The following is a 15,197-nucleotide window of genomic DNA, read 5'->3' on the forward strand; positions in this document are numbered from 1 at the left end:
CGAGGCCTGAGCGACATAGGCCTGAGGGTCCTGTTGCGTTGCCGGATCGATGAACGCGTTGTACCCGGGTGGGGGGGCCGAGGTCAGATCGCCTGGGCGAGCTCCGCAAACGCCGTCGACACTCGCGTTGCCGGCGGGGCATCGACGGCGAGTTCGTAGTGGCCGCGTCGTAGGTTCTGCATGAAGGCGTGTCCAGCGATGATCACCTGCGTTGTCCTGTCGGTTCGTAGTCCGCGCATCGGTCTTAACCGGTGCTTGAGCTGGCTGTGGTCGGCCTCGATTGGATTGTTCGCGTACCGTTCGACGTGGTGCCACGCCTGCGGGATCAGCTCGTCGAGCACTCTGGGGTAGACCGGCGCGGCGTCGGTGACGACCTCGCTCGGTGTCACCTTCAACGTCGACAGCGCCCGGCGGAAGAACCGGCGTGCCGCGTCGGCGTCGCGGCGAGCCGAGACCAGCGCGTCGATGACCTGCCCGTCCTGGTCGACCGCTCGGTGCACGTAACGCCACACACCGTTGATCTTGACGTAGGTTTCGTCGACGAACCACCGGTCACCTGGGGAGTGCCGGCAGAATCGGGCGGCGTCGGCCAGCAGTGGAGTGAACCGTTGCACCCACCGGTAGACCGTGACGTGGTCGACCTCGACTCCGCGTTCAACCAGCAACTCTTCAACATCGCGGTAGGAGAGGTTGAACCGTAGATGCCAGCGGACCGCGACGACGATCACCTCGGACGGGAAACGGAAACCGGCGAACGCCGACTTCGGTGGCAGCCACGGTCGCGGACGGGTCGACAGCTTCACCAGTCAAGCTTGCCTTGGCCTTGCCAACGCTCAACGCAGAGCCCTCGCGAGTCATGTCGTAGTTGACGCGTGGTGGACAAGATTTGGAAAACGACGAGCTTGCGCGTCGCAAGGTCTACGGGACGGCACCTAGGGTGGCGGATGCCATCGGGCCAAACCCAGCGGACCGCGGACAACCTCAGCGACCACCATGACCTGCGGGAGCAGGCTGCCAGCTTGCCCTGCCGGTGCCTGGCAGCGTGGGAGTAGGTACAGCAGGGATGTCAGCAACGCGGCCGACCGCAAGGGGGCCGAGCCACGGGCTGGCGAACAGACCCACTGGTCCGGGCGACGGGTGCGCCGCCGTGTGGGCGGCGCACCGTCGCTGGTACCGCAGGGGGGCGCCGTGGTCGTGTCGTCAGGTTCCGAGGTCCCGGAGGAAGACGTCGTTCGCGCTGTTGGTGTCGTTGGGCACCAGGTTGGTCGCGACCCCGTTGAAGAAGATGAGTCGGCCGTTGGCGCTGATCGTCGGGCCGCCGGTCTGGCTGTTGCCCTGGGTTCCGGCGGTGGAGACGCTGATCCGGGTGGTGGTGCCGGTCACGCGATCCCGGAGGTAGACGTCCCACAGGTACCCGTTGGTGTCGCCGGCTACCAGGTTCGTTGCTCCCGAGTCGAAGACGACGTAGCGGCCGTCCGCGCTGATCGCTGAGTTATAGCTGTCCATGTTCGCTTGGGCGCCGCCGGTCGCGACACTGATTCTCGTCGTGGTGGCGGCGACCCGGTCTCGGAGGAAGATGTCGTAGCGGCCGTTGGTGTCGCCGGCCACCAGGTTGGTGGCGTAGGAGTAGTAGGAGACGTACCGGCCGTTGGCGCTGATCGCGGGGGCGTAGCTGTCGCTGTTCGCTTCGGCGCCGTTGGTGGCGTAGCTCATTGCGCTGGTGGTGGCGGTGGCGAGGTCACGGACGAAGATCTCGTCATAGTTGTTGGTGGGTGGCGTCGTCATGTTGGGCGCCCTCGAGGTGAACGCGACGTAGCGTCCATCGGGGGTGATGGCCGGCTGGCGGCTCTCCCCATAGGTGTCGCCGCCCGTGGTGGAGACGCTGATCCGGGTCGTGGTCGCGGCGACACGGTCCCACAGCAGGATGTCCGAGTACCAGTTCTCGTCGCCCGGTACCAGGTTCGTCGCCCACGAGGTGTACGCGACGTAGCGCCCGTCGCCGCTGATCGTCGGTTCGTAGCTGGGGTAGTCGCCCTCGGCGCCGGCGGTGGAGACGCTGATCCGGGTGGTGGTTCCGGCGACGCGGTCGCGGAGGAAGACGTCGTCGGAGAAGTTGGTGTCGCCCGGCACGAGGTTGGCGGCGTCCGAGACGAAGGCGACGTAGCGGCCGTCGGCGCTGATGACCGGGTCGCTGCTGTTGACGGTGTATTGGGCGCCGGCCGTCTGGGCGCCGCCGGTCGCGACGCTGACCCGTTCTGTGGTGCCGGTGGCCCGGTCACGGACGAAGATGTCCGAGCGGCCGTTGGTGTCGCCGGGGACCAGGTTGGTGGCCTCCGAGGCGAAGGCCACCCAGCGCCCGTCGGGGCTGATCCCGCGGCCTCCGCTGTGGTCGTTGCCCTGCGCCCCGCTGCTGGAGACGCTGATCCGGGTGGTGGTGGGCGCCGTGGCGGCCGCGGGGACGGCGTGGATTCCCACGAACGTCACTGTGGTGGTCGTCAGGATGGTGAGCCCGATGCGTAGATTCCTCATGTCGGCTCCAAGGACCAAATTCCGATGTTCAAGGGGGCATGCTCTCGCCCTCTTCGTCCACCACGAAGCTGCCGTTGGTCTGGTTGTCCGTGGTCTTGTGCTGGAGCGTCTGCTTCGACATCTGGTGCAGGATTTTGGCCTGGCGTTCACAGATGGTCGAGTGTCCGGCGCACGCGTAGTAGCGATTGTCGGTGGCGTGGTTGCCGTCCAATCGCTATTCTTTCCGGGCCTCGTGCCCGGACGCAGGTCAGGGTGGTCCTGCTATCGGCGCAGGTCAAGGCCTATCCGACACAAAACAAGAGGAACGACAGCCGGAATCAGCATCTGTCACAACGCCGTTTTCGGTCAGGCGGCAGGGAGCGGCGGCAAACCCCTTGTCCTGTAAGGGGTCCATCTGATTTTCCGTCGCCAGCACGGCTGTTCCCGCAGCTCGGTCAGGTCACTTTCGAGCACCAATGCGGATTAGCGGGTCTGTTGCGATTGGAGGGCGAAGCGACGGATACTCGTATAGCCTGACTTGCCTTACGACATCGTCATGTCGCATCACATCAGGCAATAATTAATGGTGCGCAACTGTAGTTTTCGACACGGGCCTAGTCCGCTGAGCGGACCAACCGGGGGGTCATACCGCGGTTAGCCCCTTGCTCGTGTCGCAGTCCGCGCCGACCGGCGGGTCCGCCTGGACGTCGGGGCACATGCGGCAGCGGAGCACGAGGTGCCCGCCGCAGCGGCACGGTCACCAGTCGGGCACCGGCCGGGTCGCCGACACGCCGACGTAACTGTGTCCGGTTCCGCAGCGCTGCGGCTCGTCGCCGACCAGCTCGCGGACCTGGCGATAAGGGAAGGCCACTACGTGCCGGTCGGCGCGGACCCGTGCGACCAGGTGCCGCAGCCCGGCGGGGGAGTCCACGACGTGCTCGACCACGGTCACGCTGGCGGGCGAGTTGTTGGCCCCGGTCCCAGCGGATCGTGATGTGCCAGCGGATGCGCTACTCCATAGGGGCAGGCTGATCGTAAAAGTGTTCGACCAGGTCGGAAACCTACTGATCTGTGGAGCCCGGGACGCGCCCGCTCGCCACGAGACGGCGTACGACCTCGGGTTCGCCGATGATGACGGCGCCGGCCGCCACGAGCCCGGACAGGGCGACGAGGGCCTCCGTCGTGGTGACCAGGACGGCGTCCGGCTCCTCGGGCGGCTCGTGGGCGACCTCGGCGCCAGTCGACGTGAAGCGGACGCCGAACCCGCCGGCAGGACCGTGGTCGCGCAGCTCGATCCGGAGCGTCGCCTCGGGCCGCTCCGGTGTCGGCACGAAGGAGGTGCGGATGCTCAGCATGGCGCTGTCCACGCTCACGAAGACCTGTTCCGCGGTTGGGGGGGCGAGCCAGCGCCGCGGCCCTTCCGCAGGCGGGTGCAGGCCGCCGATGTCGGCGACAGCCCCGGAGGTACTCCGGGGCTGTCGTCTGTTGCTAGGCCGGTCACAGGGTGACGACGGCGTCCTCGGCGAGGGTGAACAGGCCGGCGTCGAAGGTGATCGTCTTCAGCTTGGTGCCCTTGGGTACGTCGAAGTAGACGTTCGCCTTCACCGAGTTGCCGGGGTTGATCTCGTCGAGGAAGCCCTTGGTGTCCTCGTTGCCGTAGATGGCGGCCTCCCCGTCGACGTCGTACTCCCGGCCGGAGGCGTCCTGGGCGGTGATGGTGCCGTCGGCGTGGAACAGGTGGCGCTCTTGGTGACGTTCTTGGCGGTCACGCTGACCCGGCAGAAGGTGCCCTGCGCCTTGTGGTTGAAGTAGCTGCTGCCGACCTGGGAGATCCCGCACCTCACGCTGTTGACGGTGAACTCGAAGTCGCCACCGCGCACCTTGTCGCCGATGCCGAAGGTCTTCGGCTTTGCCGGCGCCGGCGCCGGCGCCGGCGCCGGGGCCGAGGTGGTCGGCGCGGTGGGATTGGCCGCCGCGCTCGACGCCCCGTCGCCGGCCTCCTGCTCGCGGTGACCAGCCTGCCCGCCGTGTGGCTGATCACCGCGGTACAGGCGACTCTCCTGCTGCCGGCCACCCGCGACGTCAGATCTACGTGACGTGAAGGACTGCACCGGACCCAGTCCCACCACCAGATGCGTCCGGGCTTGGTCGCCCCGGGAGTGCGCCGCGGCGGCATGGGTCGACCGCTCCTGTGGCCGGCGCCGGTCCTGGCACCGTTTACGCGGTGACCTGACGGCCGTCGACCTCGAGGTGGATCTTTTGAGGGTAGAAGCAGAGGTGTTCGGCCGCGGCCAAGCCCTCGGGGAGCGGGTGTGGCAGGCTCCACGCCGCATCGGATACCCGTTGTCCCTCGGCGTGCAGGTGCCAGTGCTGCCCGTCGCCCTTGTAGGGGCATTCCGAGACGGTGTCGCTGCGTTCCAGGACACCAAGGTCTACGTCGGCGAAGGGCAGGTAGTAGCGGATCGGGGTGCTCGTCTCGAACAGCAGCTTCGGCCGGGTGGACTCAGCGACTACCCGTCCGGCGTGGCGGACCACGACGTGGCGTGATGCGGTGCGTACGTCGACGCGGTGGTAGGGATCGCGGACGTGGCCGTAGATCGGTTCGTCCTCCTCGAACCAACGATCCATGGCGGCGAAGGCCACCGAGACGTACCCGTGCAGCGGCGGGATCGCGTCGTCGCTGTCCGTGTAGGCGGTGACCGCGCCAGGTGCGGTGCGCTGGCCGGCCCGCACACTGAACTGTGCCCGGCCGTGCGCGTCGGATTCGGCGGCTGACAGCAGGCCCTGGTCCAGGTCGTCGAGGGGATAGAAGTGTTGGGGCAGGCGCCCGGTCTCGTGCAGCACGATTCCGCGTTGGCTGTCCAGCACGGTCCGCCCGGCGAACACCGCCCGCATCCGTCGGGGCCAGGGTTCCCAGTAGCGCACGTGCTCCGGAGCGGGGAAGTCGAACCCGCCGCGCTGCCTGGCGAATGGGGCGTGCCCCAAGGTCAAGGACATCGCTTCTTCCTCTCGCGGTATCGCCCGGTCACGAGTATGCCCGCCGCATCAACCGCCGCACGGCGTACCACGACTGCGGCCAGCCGTGCAGGACAGCACCCATCGGCGCCCTGTCTGCCAGGCTACGGTCCTGACTCCGCTCCCCGCGACGGAACCCAGTACGCCGGTCAACGCGCTGCCACAGCCACGCGCCTCCGATAGCGCGACATGATCGGCTCGCCGACCAGCGGGATGCCCATCGCGACGACCGCGACAAGCCAACCCGGCAGACCGCTGTCCGCGGGCAACCGTTGGGCCAGCCCAGCGAGGTAGGTGTCGATCAGGTGGCGGGCTGAGCGAAGCGACTCTTGGCTCATCCTTCGCCGCCGGAGCAGTGCTCGAAACCTGTGGATGAGCGCTGTGGGGGCGTACCCTCCCGGCGAGTTCCGAGTCCAAGGAATCGAGTAGTGCCCGCGCGCCAACGCGGGTCGGGAAGGTACGCCCGTGCTTACCGTACGCCGCCGAGTGGGAACTCCGTGATCAGGACGAATGCTCGTGGGGTTATGTGGCAACTGGGCCTCCGACACGAACCCCCACGGCTCGACTGCCAGTGATGCGAAGAGCCGGTCCGTCCGTCGGTGCGGGAAACTCCGTAGTGGTGGGGGGTGCTGTTTAGACGTGGGCGGGTTCCGACGGTGGCCCCCGTTTACCCCCCGGAAACCCTGTCCGGACGTCCACAACCAGTGACAAGAAGAGACCAACGTCCGGCCGTGTCTGTGCAGGTCAAGGACCGCTTGCGGCAAGCGATGACAAGCTCGGGGCGGCTGCTGTTGGTAACAAGGGGTCGTCGGTTCAAATCCGGCCGTCCCGACAGCGAGAGGGTTTCCGCAGGTCAGCGACTTGCGGAAACCCTCAGCTTGTTGTTCTGGCTCGATGCGGTGGCGTGCCAGGCGCTGCTGGAACCCTTAACTCGGGTGGTTTTGCGAGCCGATCTTGGTTGCCTCCGCTGTGAATCGCCTGGTAGGCGTACTGCATCGGCGTCGTTGTGGTCGGCGCTGGACCTCTTGACGGCGGACGATTTTTGGGCAAAAGGGATGCGAGTCCGTCCCGGTCACGGATGAGGTGCTGGGCGCGGCAATCGGCATCCTCGAGGTCCATCACGAAGGTTCCGGCTGGCCTGCGTCACTCGTGCGGGAGTCGGGTAGGCGGTAGCACCCAGGCCGAGGGCTGGCGTGCTCGATCACCGTCTGCGCGTACACCCGTGTCCCGGTCAGCGTGACCGTCTCGAAGAAGTCATACGCCAGCAGCGCCTCCGTCTGCGGTCGCAGGAACGCGGTCCAGGTTGTGCCGTTCGAGAACTCGGTCACGGGGCGTTGACGTACGGGTTTGTGCGACGCCGGCCATGGGTTGATGGCCATGCTGGCCAACGTGATCCTGTCGTGTGGGTACTTGTTCCTGTGCCAGATCATGCAGTTGATCGTGCTCGACCTGCGCGGCGAGCGGTCCAAAGAGGTCGAGATCCTTGTGCTGCGTCATCAGGTCGCGGTCTTGCGCCGGCACGTGAGCCGTCCGGATCTTGAACCAGGGGACCGGGCGGTGTTATCGGCGTTGTCGCGGCTGCTGCCCCGCCCGAGGTGGGCGGGTTTCTTCGTGACCCCTGCCAGGCTGCTGCGCTGGCACCGCGAATTGTCATTATGTAAGCCGACACTCGGTGGCTTCCTCGAAGTCAGGTGTCAGAGCAGCGGTTTCCTAAACCTATGGTCATCGATCATTGGCAGGCGGCTGACCTGCTGCAACTCCTTCGGTCAGGGATGTGGCGGCGCTGGTCGGCGCACTGCCGAGGCCCAGGACCCGCGCCGGCGGAATCGGCTGCAGGCCGAGCTGTCAGGCAGCGCGTGGCGACGACATCGGCTGCGCGGATGTCAGCGGCCGGGTCGGGCGGAACCGGCCAGCGAACCACGCCACCGCACCGGCAGCCGGCGCGGCGACCCGTGCCCGAGCTCGGGCGAGCAGCCCGGGCCGGGTCGCGGCCTGGCACGCACGGTGGGCGTCGCGCGCAGGCGGACACGGATACGCCTCACCGACGCAGCGCAGGTTGGCTGCAGCCGTCCGGCGGCAGCAGCGGCAGATAGCGTTCCGGCGGCCAGCCGACCACCACCTTCGGGCAGGCCGGCGCCGAGCCGCCGGTAGAACCGCTGCGCGCCGGTGTTCTCCGGCTTGACTTCCCAGCGGATGACGAGCCCGTCGTCGGCCGCGGTACGGGCCAGCGCGAGCATCAGCCCCCGCCCCACCCCGGCGTCGCGGGCAGGTGCCCGGACCAAGAGGTCGTCCAGGGCGAGGATGTCCCGCCCGGACCACAGGTGCAGGCGGCGGTGCGCCGACACGTAGCCGAGCGGCTCGCCGGCGCGCTCGGCGAGCAGCACCGTGACGTCGTCCCGGCCGAGCAGGTCCGCCCAGCGTGCGGCGGTGACGGTGACGTGCGCGTCGTCGCCCTCGTGCATGGCGATCTCGCGAACAAGGGTGTGCACGATGGTGGCGTCGGCCGGGCCGGCCGGGCGGATGGTGACGGGGACGTCATGGTCTTCTCCTTGCAGGACCCGGGGTGGTGCCGGCGGGTCGCCGGCACCACCGGTTGTCAGGGCGTGGCGATGGCGGCGAGGACGTCCAGCCGGGCGGCGCGCCGGGCCGGCAGCAGCCCGGCCAGCAGGCCGGCGGCGAGGGTGACGGCCAGGACAAGGCCGAGCCGGCCGGCCGGCATGGCCAGCGCCATGGGCGCCTCCCGGCCCAGCGCGGCCACCGTGGCGGCCGCGAAGCCGACGCCCAGCGGCAGGCCGAGCACCGCCGCCAGGGCGGCGACCAGCACCGCCTCGCCCCGGACCAGCCAGCCGAGCTGCCGCCGGGTCATGCCGACCGCCCGGAGCAGGCCGAGTTCGGCGGTCCGCTCGGTGATGGACAGGGCGAGGGTGTTGGTGATGCCGAGCAGGGCGATCAGCACGGCGAGCATCAGCAGCGCGGTAACCAGGCCGAGCATCTGGTCGACCGTGGTGGTCCGGGCGGCGACCGCCGCGGCCTGGTCGCGTAGTTCCGCTGTCGGGTGGTCGGCGAGCGCGGCCCGGACGGCGCGCTCGGCGGCGTCCCGGTCGACCCCGTCGGCCGTCCGGATCAGCAGGCTGGCGTCCACGTTCTCGCTGTACAGCTCGGCGTACCCGGCGAGCGAGATCAGGTAGTCGGTGGAGAGGGCCCGGGCGTCCCGGTCCCGCAGCAGGCCGACCACCCGCAGCTGCCGGGTGCCGACCCGGGAGAACGTCATCGGCAGCGGGTCGCCGACGGCCAGGCGGCGCTCCCGGGCGACGTGCGCGGCCAGCACGACGCCGCCGGTGCCGAGCGCGTCCAGGCCACCCGCCGTGAAGTGCAGCCGGGTCACCCGGGGCAGCGTCGCCGGGTCGACCGCGGTCAGCGCCCGGGTGGCATCCCCGTCGCGCCAGTGGCCGTACCTCAGCCGGGAGGTGACCGTCACCTCCGGCAGCCGGCCGACGTGTTCCGCGACGGCGGGGGAGAGCCCGCCGAGCATCTCGTTGCGGCCGCTCTCCACCACGTGGTCGGCGGTGACCACCTCGGCGTAGGACTGCCGGACCGCGTCGCGGACGGACGCGCCGAGCACCGCCATGAAGGAGACCAGGGCGAGGCCGAGGGCCAGCGCGAGCGCGGTCGCCGCGGTGCGGCGGGGGGTGCGGGCCGCCGAGTCGGTGGCCAGCCGGCCGGTGATCCCGAGCGCCGCGAGGGGACGGCCGAGCAGGCGTACCACCGGCGGGGTGAGTGTGGGACCGAGCAGCGCGAGCCCGCCGACGGCGGCCGGCGCGGCGGCGGCCAGCAGCGCGACCGGGGCGACCCCGGCGACCACCGCGGCGACGCCCGCGGCGCCCGCCGCCAGTGCCAGCCCGCCGGCCGCCGCGCGGACCCGGCCGCCGCGGCCAGCGGCGGTGTTCCGCAGCGCCGCGATCGGCGCCACCGCGGCGGCCCGGCGGGCCGGGCCGAGCGCCGCGCCGACCGTCACCAGCACGCCGACCGCCAGCGCCACCATGACGCTGCGGCCGGTCAGCACCAGCCCGCCGGCGGGCAGTGCCACGCCGAACGCCCCGGCCAGCCCTCGCATGCCGGCGGCCGCGGCGACCCCGGCCAGGAGGCCGAGCGCCGAGGCGACGATTCCGACCAGGAACGCCTCCCCGAGGACCGAGCGCAGCACCTGGCTGTTGGTCGCGCCGGCGACCCGCAGCAGGGCCAGTTCCCGGGTGCGCTGGGTGACCACGATCGAGAACGTGTTGGCGATGAGGAACGCGCCGACCAGCAGCGCGGCCGCCGCCAGCGCGAGCAGCACCAGGCTGAGCCAGGCGACCTGGTCCCGGGCCGCGCGGGCGCCTGCTGCGGCGATGTCCCGGCTGGCCGCGACCTCGTAGGCGGGGCCGACCGCCGCGACGATCCGGTCGCGCAGCTCGTCGGGGGCGGTGCCGGGCGTTGCCACCACGGCCACCTCGGTGGTGCCCGTGCCGAGGCCGAGCAGGCGCTGGGCGGTCGCCCGGGTCACCAGCGCCAGGGTGCTGTTCGGCAGGCCGGGCCGGTCGCCGAAGCCGACCAGCCCGACCACCCGCAGCGGGGCCGCGACCTTGCCGCGGACGGTGACGGTGTCGCCGAGGTCGATCGCCCGGGTCCGGGCCGTCTCCGCGTCGACCAGCACCTCGTCGTCCGCTCCCGGGGCTCGCCCGGCGCGGAGCGGGAACGCGCCGACCGGCGGCGGCTCCCAGGAGGCGAGCACCGACGCCCCGGGGGGTACGACCGCGCGGCCGTCCACCTCCAGCAGGCCCTGGCCGCGCACCAGCAGCCGGGCGGTGGCGACCCCGGGCAGCGCGGCGATCCGCGGGGCCAGTTCGGCGGGGAGCGGGTCCCGGGTCACCTCGACGCCCATCGCCGAGTCGAAGGCTACGGCGTCCCGGACGGTCAGGTCGACGCCGGCCGTGGCGGTGCGGAACTGCTCGTCGAGCAGTCGCCGGGAGGTGTCGGTGAGGACTAGGCTGCCGGTGACGAAGGCGACGCCGAGCACCACGGCGAGCAGGGTCAGCGCCAGCCGGGCCCGGCGGGCCAGGGTGGTACGCAGGGTGATCCGCCACATGTCAGTTCCCCTCCCCGGTCGCGGCGGCGGTCAGCCGCGCCATCCGGGACAGCACGGCCGGCACCGTCGGCGCGTCGAGTTCGCTGGCGATCCGGCCGTCGGCGAGGAACACCACCCGGTCGGCGTACGCGGCGGCGTGCGGGTCGTGGGTGACCATCACGATGGTCTGGCCGAGCTCGTCAACGGCCCGCCGGAGCACGCCGAGCAGCGCCTCGGCGGCCCGCGAGTCGAGGTTGCCGGTCGGCTCGTCGGCGAAGACGATGTCCGGCCGGGTGACCAGCGCGCGGGCCACCGCGACCCGCTGTTGCTGGCCGCCGGAGAGTTCCCCTGGTCGGTGCCGTAACCGGTCCGTCAGGCCGAGGCTGGCGACCAGGTGGGCCAGGCGCTCGGGGTCGGGACGGCGACCGGCCAGCGTGAGCGGCAGGACGATGTTCTCCCGGACGGTCAGGGTCGGCACCAGGTTGAAGGCCTGGAAGACGAAGCCGATCCGGTCGCGGCGCAGCAGGGTGCGCTGCCGCTCGGTCAGCTGGCCGAGGTCCGTCCCGCCGAGCAGGATCTGCCCGGCGTCGACGGTGTCGAGTCCGGCCAGCGCGTGCATGAGCGTCGACTTGCCGGAGCCGGACGGACCCATGATCGCGGTGAACCGGCCGGCCGGAATTGACACGGTGACGCCGTCCAGGGCGCGGACGGCGGCGTGACCCCGACCGTAGGTGCGCACGACGTCCCGGGCCTGCACGGCGACGGGGGTCGAGGTGGTGCGGGTCGGCTTCAGGGTGGTGCTCGTGGTCATCGGGAATCTCCTGCGTCTGGCTGGGGGAGGGGCGATCAGCGGGCGGTCCGGCGGCGCACCGGCCTGCGGGTCGCACGAACGGTGGCGGCGTGCCGGTCCCGGCGCAGCCGGCGCACCAGCTCGGCGCGCTCCATCTCGAACAGTTCGGCGGTGAGCAGGTGGTTCATGACGACTCCTCGGTCAGCTCGGGTCTGTGACACGAGGAGAGTCGCCCGCCGCGCTGTCCGGACACTGGCCGTCGATCCGGCCGGTCCGGACAGCGGATGGACAGACCGCCGCCAGCGGCCGCGATCAGGCTGGCGGCATGGTGGAACAGAACGAGCCGGCGGCACCCGCCGCGGAATCGACGCAGGTGGCGATGGTGGCACTGCCGCCGGGGATCTGCCGGCGCTGCGTACGCGCGGTCAGCCGGCGGGTGAGTGACCTGCCGGGGGTGGTGTCGCTGGAGTTCGACGCCGACGCCGGTGTGCTGCGTGTGGGCGGGGAGGTGGATCCGGCCGCCCTGCGCCGGGCCGGCTCAGCGGACTGCCCGGCCGGCGCCGACTGCTAGCGACCCGCCGCCAGGGCCGCTGCCGCCCGCCGGGCCGCGTCGGCCTCCGGCCCCCGCCCGGCGGCGGCCGCCGCCTCGGCGGAAAACGACCAGAGTCGGAGCCGGGCCCACGGAAACTCACGTTCCTCGAGCAGCTCCAACGCCCGACGGCACTCGTCGGCGGCGGTGGCCGCGTCGCCGTCGGCGTACGCGATCCGGGCTCGGCCCCAGGCGGCCCAGGCCTGGCAGCGCGGGTTGCCGCTGCGGCGGGCGGTGTGGTCCGCTTCGGCCAGCATCGCCGGCACGCCCTCGACCTCGCCCCGGTCCAAGCGGGTGTGCGCGAGCTGCACGAGGGTGAAGGCAATCGAGTGCGGGGAGTGGTTGATCCGGGTCTCGCCCACCGCCTCCTCGAGTGTGGAGATCGCCTCGTCGTGCCGGCCGGCTTCGCGCAGCGCGATGCCGAGGTGCGCCAGGATCCCGGCGGGCAGGAGGCGGTCGCCGCTCTTTCGAATGAACTCGAGGCTGCGCGTCCACTGGGTGGCGGACCGCTCGAAGGCACCCGTCCGCAGGTCCAGCAGCCCTTCGACATAGCAGGTCGTCCCGTGCCACCAGGGGTCGTCGGTGTCGCCCATCTCGCGACCGGCCTGCGCGACCATCGCCCGGTACCGGTCCGCGTCACCGTCGTACTGGCCCTCCCAGGCGACGGTGAGCCGCGAGATCGCGGTGTTGACGATGTCGCCCAGGCGCTCGAACTCCACCAGGCTCTCCCGTGCGGCGGCCCGGGTCTGTGCCGTGGGGTAGTAGACGCCGAGCTGGCCGATCCGCTGCAGGGCGGCGGCCCGTGCGGCCGGTGCGGCTTCGCCGGCGGCGAGCAGCGCGGTAAGGGCCCGGATCCCCTCGTACCGGGGTCCGTAGTTCCAGAACAGGAAGAGGGCGTCCGCCAGCCGCAGGCCGGCGCCGACCCCGTCGGCCCGCTCGAGACAACGGTCGACGGCGGCCCGGAAGTTGTCGTGCTCCTCCGTCAGGCGCGCCCAGGCGTCGGCGTCGGTCCGCGCGTGTGGGCCGTACCGCTCGGCCAGCTCCGTGAAGTGGACGAGGTGCCGGTCGCGGGCCGCCTCCGTCTCGCCGGCCTCGGCGAGCCGGGCGGCGGCGTACTCCCGGATCGTGACCAGCAGCCGGAACCGCCCGGTGTGTGGGTCCGGCACCACGAGGGAACGGTCGACCAGACGGAAGAGCAGGTCGAGGACCTCGTCCGCGGCCAGGCCGTCGAACGCGCAGACCTGCTCGGCGGCGGCCAGGTCCCAGCCACCGCGGAACACCGCCAGCCGGCGCAGCAGTCGCCGCTCGGCCTCGGACAGCAGGTCGTAGCTCCAGTCCAGGGTGGCCCGCAGCGTCCGGTGCCGGGCCTCGCTGGTGCGCGCCCCCGCCGTGAGCAGCGCGAACCGGTCCTGCAGCCGGGCGGCGATCTCCACCGGCGGCAACGCCTTCACCCGCGCCGCGGCCAGCTCGATGGCCAACGGCATGCCGTCGAGCTGCCGGCAGATGTCCGCCACCACCAGCGCTGTCGCCTCGTCGAGGACGAACCCGGGACGCACCGCCCGCGCCCGATCCACGAACAGGGCCACCGCCGGGCTGCCGCCGAGTCGCGCGAAATCGGCCGGCCCGTCCGGTACGCCCAGCGGCGCCACCGCGAGCTGGGTCTCCCCGGGTACGGCCAGCGCCTCCCGGCTGGTGGTCAGCACGGTCAACGCCGGGCAGGCCTCGACGAGCTGCTCGACCAGTTCCGCCGCCTCGTCGATGACGTGCTCGCAGTTGTCGACCACCAGCAGCGCCCGGTCGGCGCCGAGCCAGGCGACCAAGGCGCTGGTCGCGGCCGGCGCCGGTCCACCGGTGGGCACACCGAGCTGGCCGGCGACCGCCTCCGGGAGGTCGGTGCCGCTCGGCAGGGCGGCCAGGCGGACCAGGTGCACCCGGTCCGCCAGAGCGTCGTCGACGTGACGGACCGCCTCCAGGGCGAGCGTCGTCTTTCCGACGCCGCCCGGTCCGGTGAGCGTCACCACCCGCGCCTCGCGCAGCCGGTCCAGCACGCGGTGCACGTCGTCCTGCCGGCCGATGACCGAGGAGAGCCGGCGCGGCAGGTTGCCGCGCTGCGGCGTGCCCGAGGGCGCCAGGGACACGGGGCGGGCCGGTGCCGCGGCGGGTCGGTCGCAGGGACGCGGCGGTGGCCGTGTCGGCCCCGGCGCCGGCACGGCGGCCGTGGTCGGGGCAGAGGGCACCTGGTGCCGCAGGATCGCCTCGGCGAGCGCCTGGAGTTCGGGTGCCGGGTCGATGCCCAGCTCGTCGGCGAGGCGGTGCCGCAGCGCGTGGTAAGCGGTTATCGCGTCGGCCTGCCGCCCGCTCCGGTAGAGCGCCAGCATCAGCAGCCGGTGCAGCCGCTCGCGCAGCGGGTGGGCGGCGACCAGGAGTTCCAGGTCGGCGACCGCCTCGGCCTGGCGGCCGGCCTCCAGCAGCAGCTCCAGGCGGTCCTCCACCGCGCCCAAGCGCAGTTCCTCGAGGCGGGCCCCCTCGGCCAGCGCCCAGTCGGCGTCTCCGACGTCGGCCAGGGCCGGTCCGCGCCACAGCCGCAGCGCCTTGTCGAAGCTGGCCAGGGCCGCCGCCGGTCCGTCGCCGGTGGTCGCGGTGCGGGCCCGTACCAGCAGCCGTTCGAAGCGGTACGCGTCCACCGCCTCGGGGGCCACGGCGAGCTGGTAGCCGGGTGCGCGGGTGACCAGCAGGTCGGCGCCCGCCCCGGCAGCCACCAGGGCCCGGCGCAGCTTGGACACCCGCAGCTGCAGCGCGTTCGTGGCGTCGGCCGGGGGTTGGTCGCCCCAGAGCGCGTCGGTCAGCGCGTCGGCGGAGACCACCCGGCCCCCGGCGAGGACCAGCCGGGCCAGCAGCGCGCGGACCGCCGGGGCGAGCGGCGTGGCGGGGCGGTCGGCCACCTGGAGCTCGACCGTGCCGAGCACGCCGAAGGCCACCGGCGTGGTGGTGACTCCGCTGTCCCGGCTCATCGCACTCCCGTCCGCTGCGGCCTCGACCGTGGGGCCCACTCCGATCGCCGGGTGGCTGCCCGGGCGGGCCCCATGGTACGTCCCGACAGGGCCTGAACCGATCCGCCGAAAGGCGCTGAGCTGCCCGCCACCCGACGTGCCATCCGGTGCCGCCTGACTGCTCGGGGACGGGTCGGCCGG

The 15,197-nt window shown here is 71.9% G+C and carries 16 protein-coding genes; 2 read left to right on the forward strand and 14 right to left on the reverse strand.

Annotation, left to right across the window (positions count from 1 at the left end; genetic code table 11):
* Nucleotides 1–83: 83 nt before the first annotated feature.
* From ACTWO6_RS13830 to ACTWO6_RS13860, 7 genes are all read right to left on the reverse strand, one after another.
* Nucleotides 84–773 carry an IS6 family transposase gene (locus ACTWO6_RS13830; RefSeq protein WP_446220655.1) on the reverse strand — a complete coding sequence of 230 codons (690 nt, stop codon included), beginning with the start codon at nucleotides 771–773 and terminating at the stop codon, nucleotides 84–86.
* Nucleotides 774–1,200: 427 nt separating this feature from the next.
* Nucleotides 1,201–2,529: a TolB family protein gene (locus ACTWO6_RS13835; protein ID WP_446220017.1), complete on the reverse strand. Its 1,329-nt coding sequence runs from the start codon at nucleotides 2,527–2,529 to the stop codon at nucleotides 1,201–1,203.
* Between the two features lie 28 nt (nucleotides 2,530–2,557).
* Nucleotides 2,558–2,740 carry a hypothetical protein gene (locus tag ACTWO6_RS13840; RefSeq protein ID WP_446220018.1) on the reverse strand — a complete coding sequence of 61 codons (183 nt, stop codon included), beginning with the start codon at nucleotides 2,738–2,740 and terminating at the stop codon, nucleotides 2,558–2,560.
* Between the two features lie 525 nt (nucleotides 2,741–3,265).
* A complete protein-coding gene (locus ACTWO6_RS13845; protein WP_446220020.1) occupies nucleotides 3,266–3,460 on the reverse strand; it encodes a hypothetical protein in 195 nt (64 codons plus the stop codon).
* Between the two features lie 109 nt (nucleotides 3,461–3,569).
* Nucleotides 3,570–3,881 (reverse strand): hypothetical protein, encoded by a 312-nt coding sequence (locus ACTWO6_RS13850; protein ID WP_446220021.1) that lies wholly within the window; start codon nucleotides 3,879–3,881, stop codon nucleotides 3,570–3,572.
* 124 nt (nucleotides 3,882–4,005) lie between these two features.
* Nucleotides 4,006–4,170: a DUF4352 domain-containing protein gene (locus tag ACTWO6_RS13855; protein WP_446220656.1), complete on the reverse strand. Its 165-nt coding sequence runs from the start codon at nucleotides 4,168–4,170 to the stop codon at nucleotides 4,006–4,008.
* A complete protein-coding gene (locus tag ACTWO6_RS13860) occupies nucleotides 4,110–4,388 on the reverse strand; it encodes a DUF4352 domain-containing protein (RefSeq protein ID WP_446220022.1) in 279 nt (92 codons plus the stop codon). The genes ACTWO6_RS13855 and ACTWO6_RS13860 overlap by 61 nt, the downstream gene beginning before the upstream one ends.
* 10 nt (nucleotides 4,389–4,398) lie before the next feature.
* On the opposite strand from ACTWO6_RS13860, the gene ACTWO6_RS13865 reads away from it, so the two are divergent.
* Entirely contained in the window at nucleotides 4,399–4,521 is a 123-nt protein-coding gene (locus ACTWO6_RS13865) for a hypothetical protein (RefSeq protein ID WP_446220023.1), read from the forward strand.
* 204 nt (nucleotides 4,522–4,725) lie between these two features.
* On the opposite strand, the gene ACTWO6_RS13870 is transcribed toward ACTWO6_RS13865, so the two are convergent.
* The 6 genes from ACTWO6_RS13870 to ACTWO6_RS13895 all read right to left on the reverse strand — a co-directional run bounded on the left by ACTWO6_RS13870 (nucleotide 4,726) and on the right by ACTWO6_RS13895 (nucleotide 11,605).
* Nucleotides 4,726–5,505 carry a DUF427 domain-containing protein gene (locus tag ACTWO6_RS13870; protein ID WP_446220024.1) on the reverse strand — a complete coding sequence of 260 codons (780 nt, stop codon included), beginning with the start codon at nucleotides 5,503–5,505 and terminating at the stop codon, nucleotides 4,726–4,728.
* A 1,136-nt stretch (nucleotides 5,506–6,641) separates the two neighbouring features.
* Complete coding sequence (locus ACTWO6_RS13875; RefSeq protein WP_446220025.1) at nucleotides 6,642–6,953, reverse strand: hypothetical protein; 312 nt, start codon at nucleotides 6,951–6,953, stop codon at nucleotides 6,642–6,644.
* Nucleotides 6,954–7,406: 453 nt separating this feature from the next.
* The gene (locus ACTWO6_RS13880; RefSeq protein ID WP_446220026.1) at nucleotides 7,407–8,012 is read right to left on the reverse strand and encodes an N-acetyltransferase family protein; all 606 of its coding nucleotides are present in this window, start codon (nucleotides 8,010–8,012) and stop codon (nucleotides 7,407–7,409) included.
* 107 nt (nucleotides 8,013–8,119) lie between these two features.
* Nucleotides 8,120–10,648 (reverse strand): FtsX-like permease family protein, encoded by a 2,529-nt coding sequence (locus ACTWO6_RS13885; RefSeq protein WP_446220027.1) that lies wholly within the window; start codon nucleotides 10,646–10,648, stop codon nucleotides 8,120–8,122.
* Nucleotide 10,649: 1 nt separating this feature from the next.
* On the reverse strand, nucleotides 10,650–11,438 hold the full coding sequence (locus ACTWO6_RS13890) for an ABC transporter ATP-binding protein (RefSeq protein WP_446220028.1): 789 nt from the start codon (nucleotides 11,436–11,438) through the stop codon (nucleotides 10,650–10,652).
* 35 nt (nucleotides 11,439–11,473) lie between these two features.
* Entirely contained in the window at nucleotides 11,474–11,605 is a 132-nt protein-coding gene (locus tag ACTWO6_RS13895) for a hypothetical protein (RefSeq protein WP_446220029.1), read from the reverse strand.
* Nucleotides 11,606–11,742: 137 nt separating this feature from the next.
* Here ACTWO6_RS13895 and ACTWO6_RS13900 point away from each other — a divergent pair, with 137 nt between their 5' ends.
* Nucleotides 11,743–11,988 carry a heavy-metal-associated domain-containing protein gene (locus ACTWO6_RS13900; RefSeq protein WP_446220030.1) on the forward strand — a complete coding sequence of 82 codons (246 nt, stop codon included), beginning with the start codon at nucleotides 11,743–11,745 and terminating at the stop codon, nucleotides 11,986–11,988.
* Here the strand turns inward: ACTWO6_RS13900 and ACTWO6_RS13905 are convergent.
* Nucleotides 11,985–15,017, reverse strand: coding sequence for an AfsR/SARP family transcriptional regulator (locus tag ACTWO6_RS13905; protein WP_446220031.1), 3,033 nt, complete (start codon nucleotides 15,015–15,017; stop codon nucleotides 11,985–11,987). The genes ACTWO6_RS13900 and ACTWO6_RS13905 overlap by 4 nt on opposite strands.
* Between the last annotated feature and the right edge of the window lie 180 nt (nucleotides 15,018–15,197).

The sequence above is a fragment of the Micromonospora sp. IBHARD004 genome, assembly GCF_052814115.1.

What these genes read in the sequence shown, in the direction of transcription:
- ACTWO6_RS13835 (WP_446220017.1), bottom strand. Translation starts at nt 2,529, where the DNA reads ATGAGGAATCTACGCATCGGGCTCACCATCCTGACGACCACCACAGTG.
- ACTWO6_RS13885 (WP_446220027.1), bottom strand. Translation starts at nt 10,648, where the DNA reads ATGTGGCGGATCACCCTGCGTACCACCCTGGCCCGCCGGGCCCGGCTG.
- ACTWO6_RS13870 (WP_446220024.1), bottom strand. Translation starts at nt 5,505, where the DNA reads ATGTCCTTGACCTTGGGGCACGCCCCATTCGCCAGGCAGCGCGGCGGG.
- ACTWO6_RS13875 (WP_446220025.1), bottom strand. Translation starts at nt 6,953, where the DNA reads ATGATCTGGCACAGGAACAAGTACCCACACGACAGGATCACGTTGGCC.
- ACTWO6_RS13865 (WP_446220023.1), top strand. Translation starts at nt 4,399, where the DNA reads ATGCCGAAGGTCTTCGGCTTTGCCGGCGCCGGCGCCGGCGCCGGCGCC.
- ACTWO6_RS13900 (WP_446220030.1), top strand. Translation starts at nt 11,743, where the DNA reads ATGGTGGAACAGAACGAGCCGGCGGCACCCGCCGCGGAATCGACGCAG.
- ACTWO6_RS13895 (WP_446220029.1), bottom strand. Translation starts at nt 11,605, where the DNA reads ATGAACCACCTGCTCACCGCCGAACTGTTCGAGATGGAGCGCGCCGAG.
- ACTWO6_RS13890 (WP_446220028.1), bottom strand. Translation starts at nt 11,438, where the DNA reads ATGACCACGAGCACCACCCTGAAGCCGACCCGCACCACCTCGACCCCC.
- ACTWO6_RS13905 (WP_446220031.1), bottom strand. Translation starts at nt 15,017, where the DNA reads ATGAGCCGGGACAGCGGAGTCACCACCACGCCGGTGGCCTTCGGCGTG.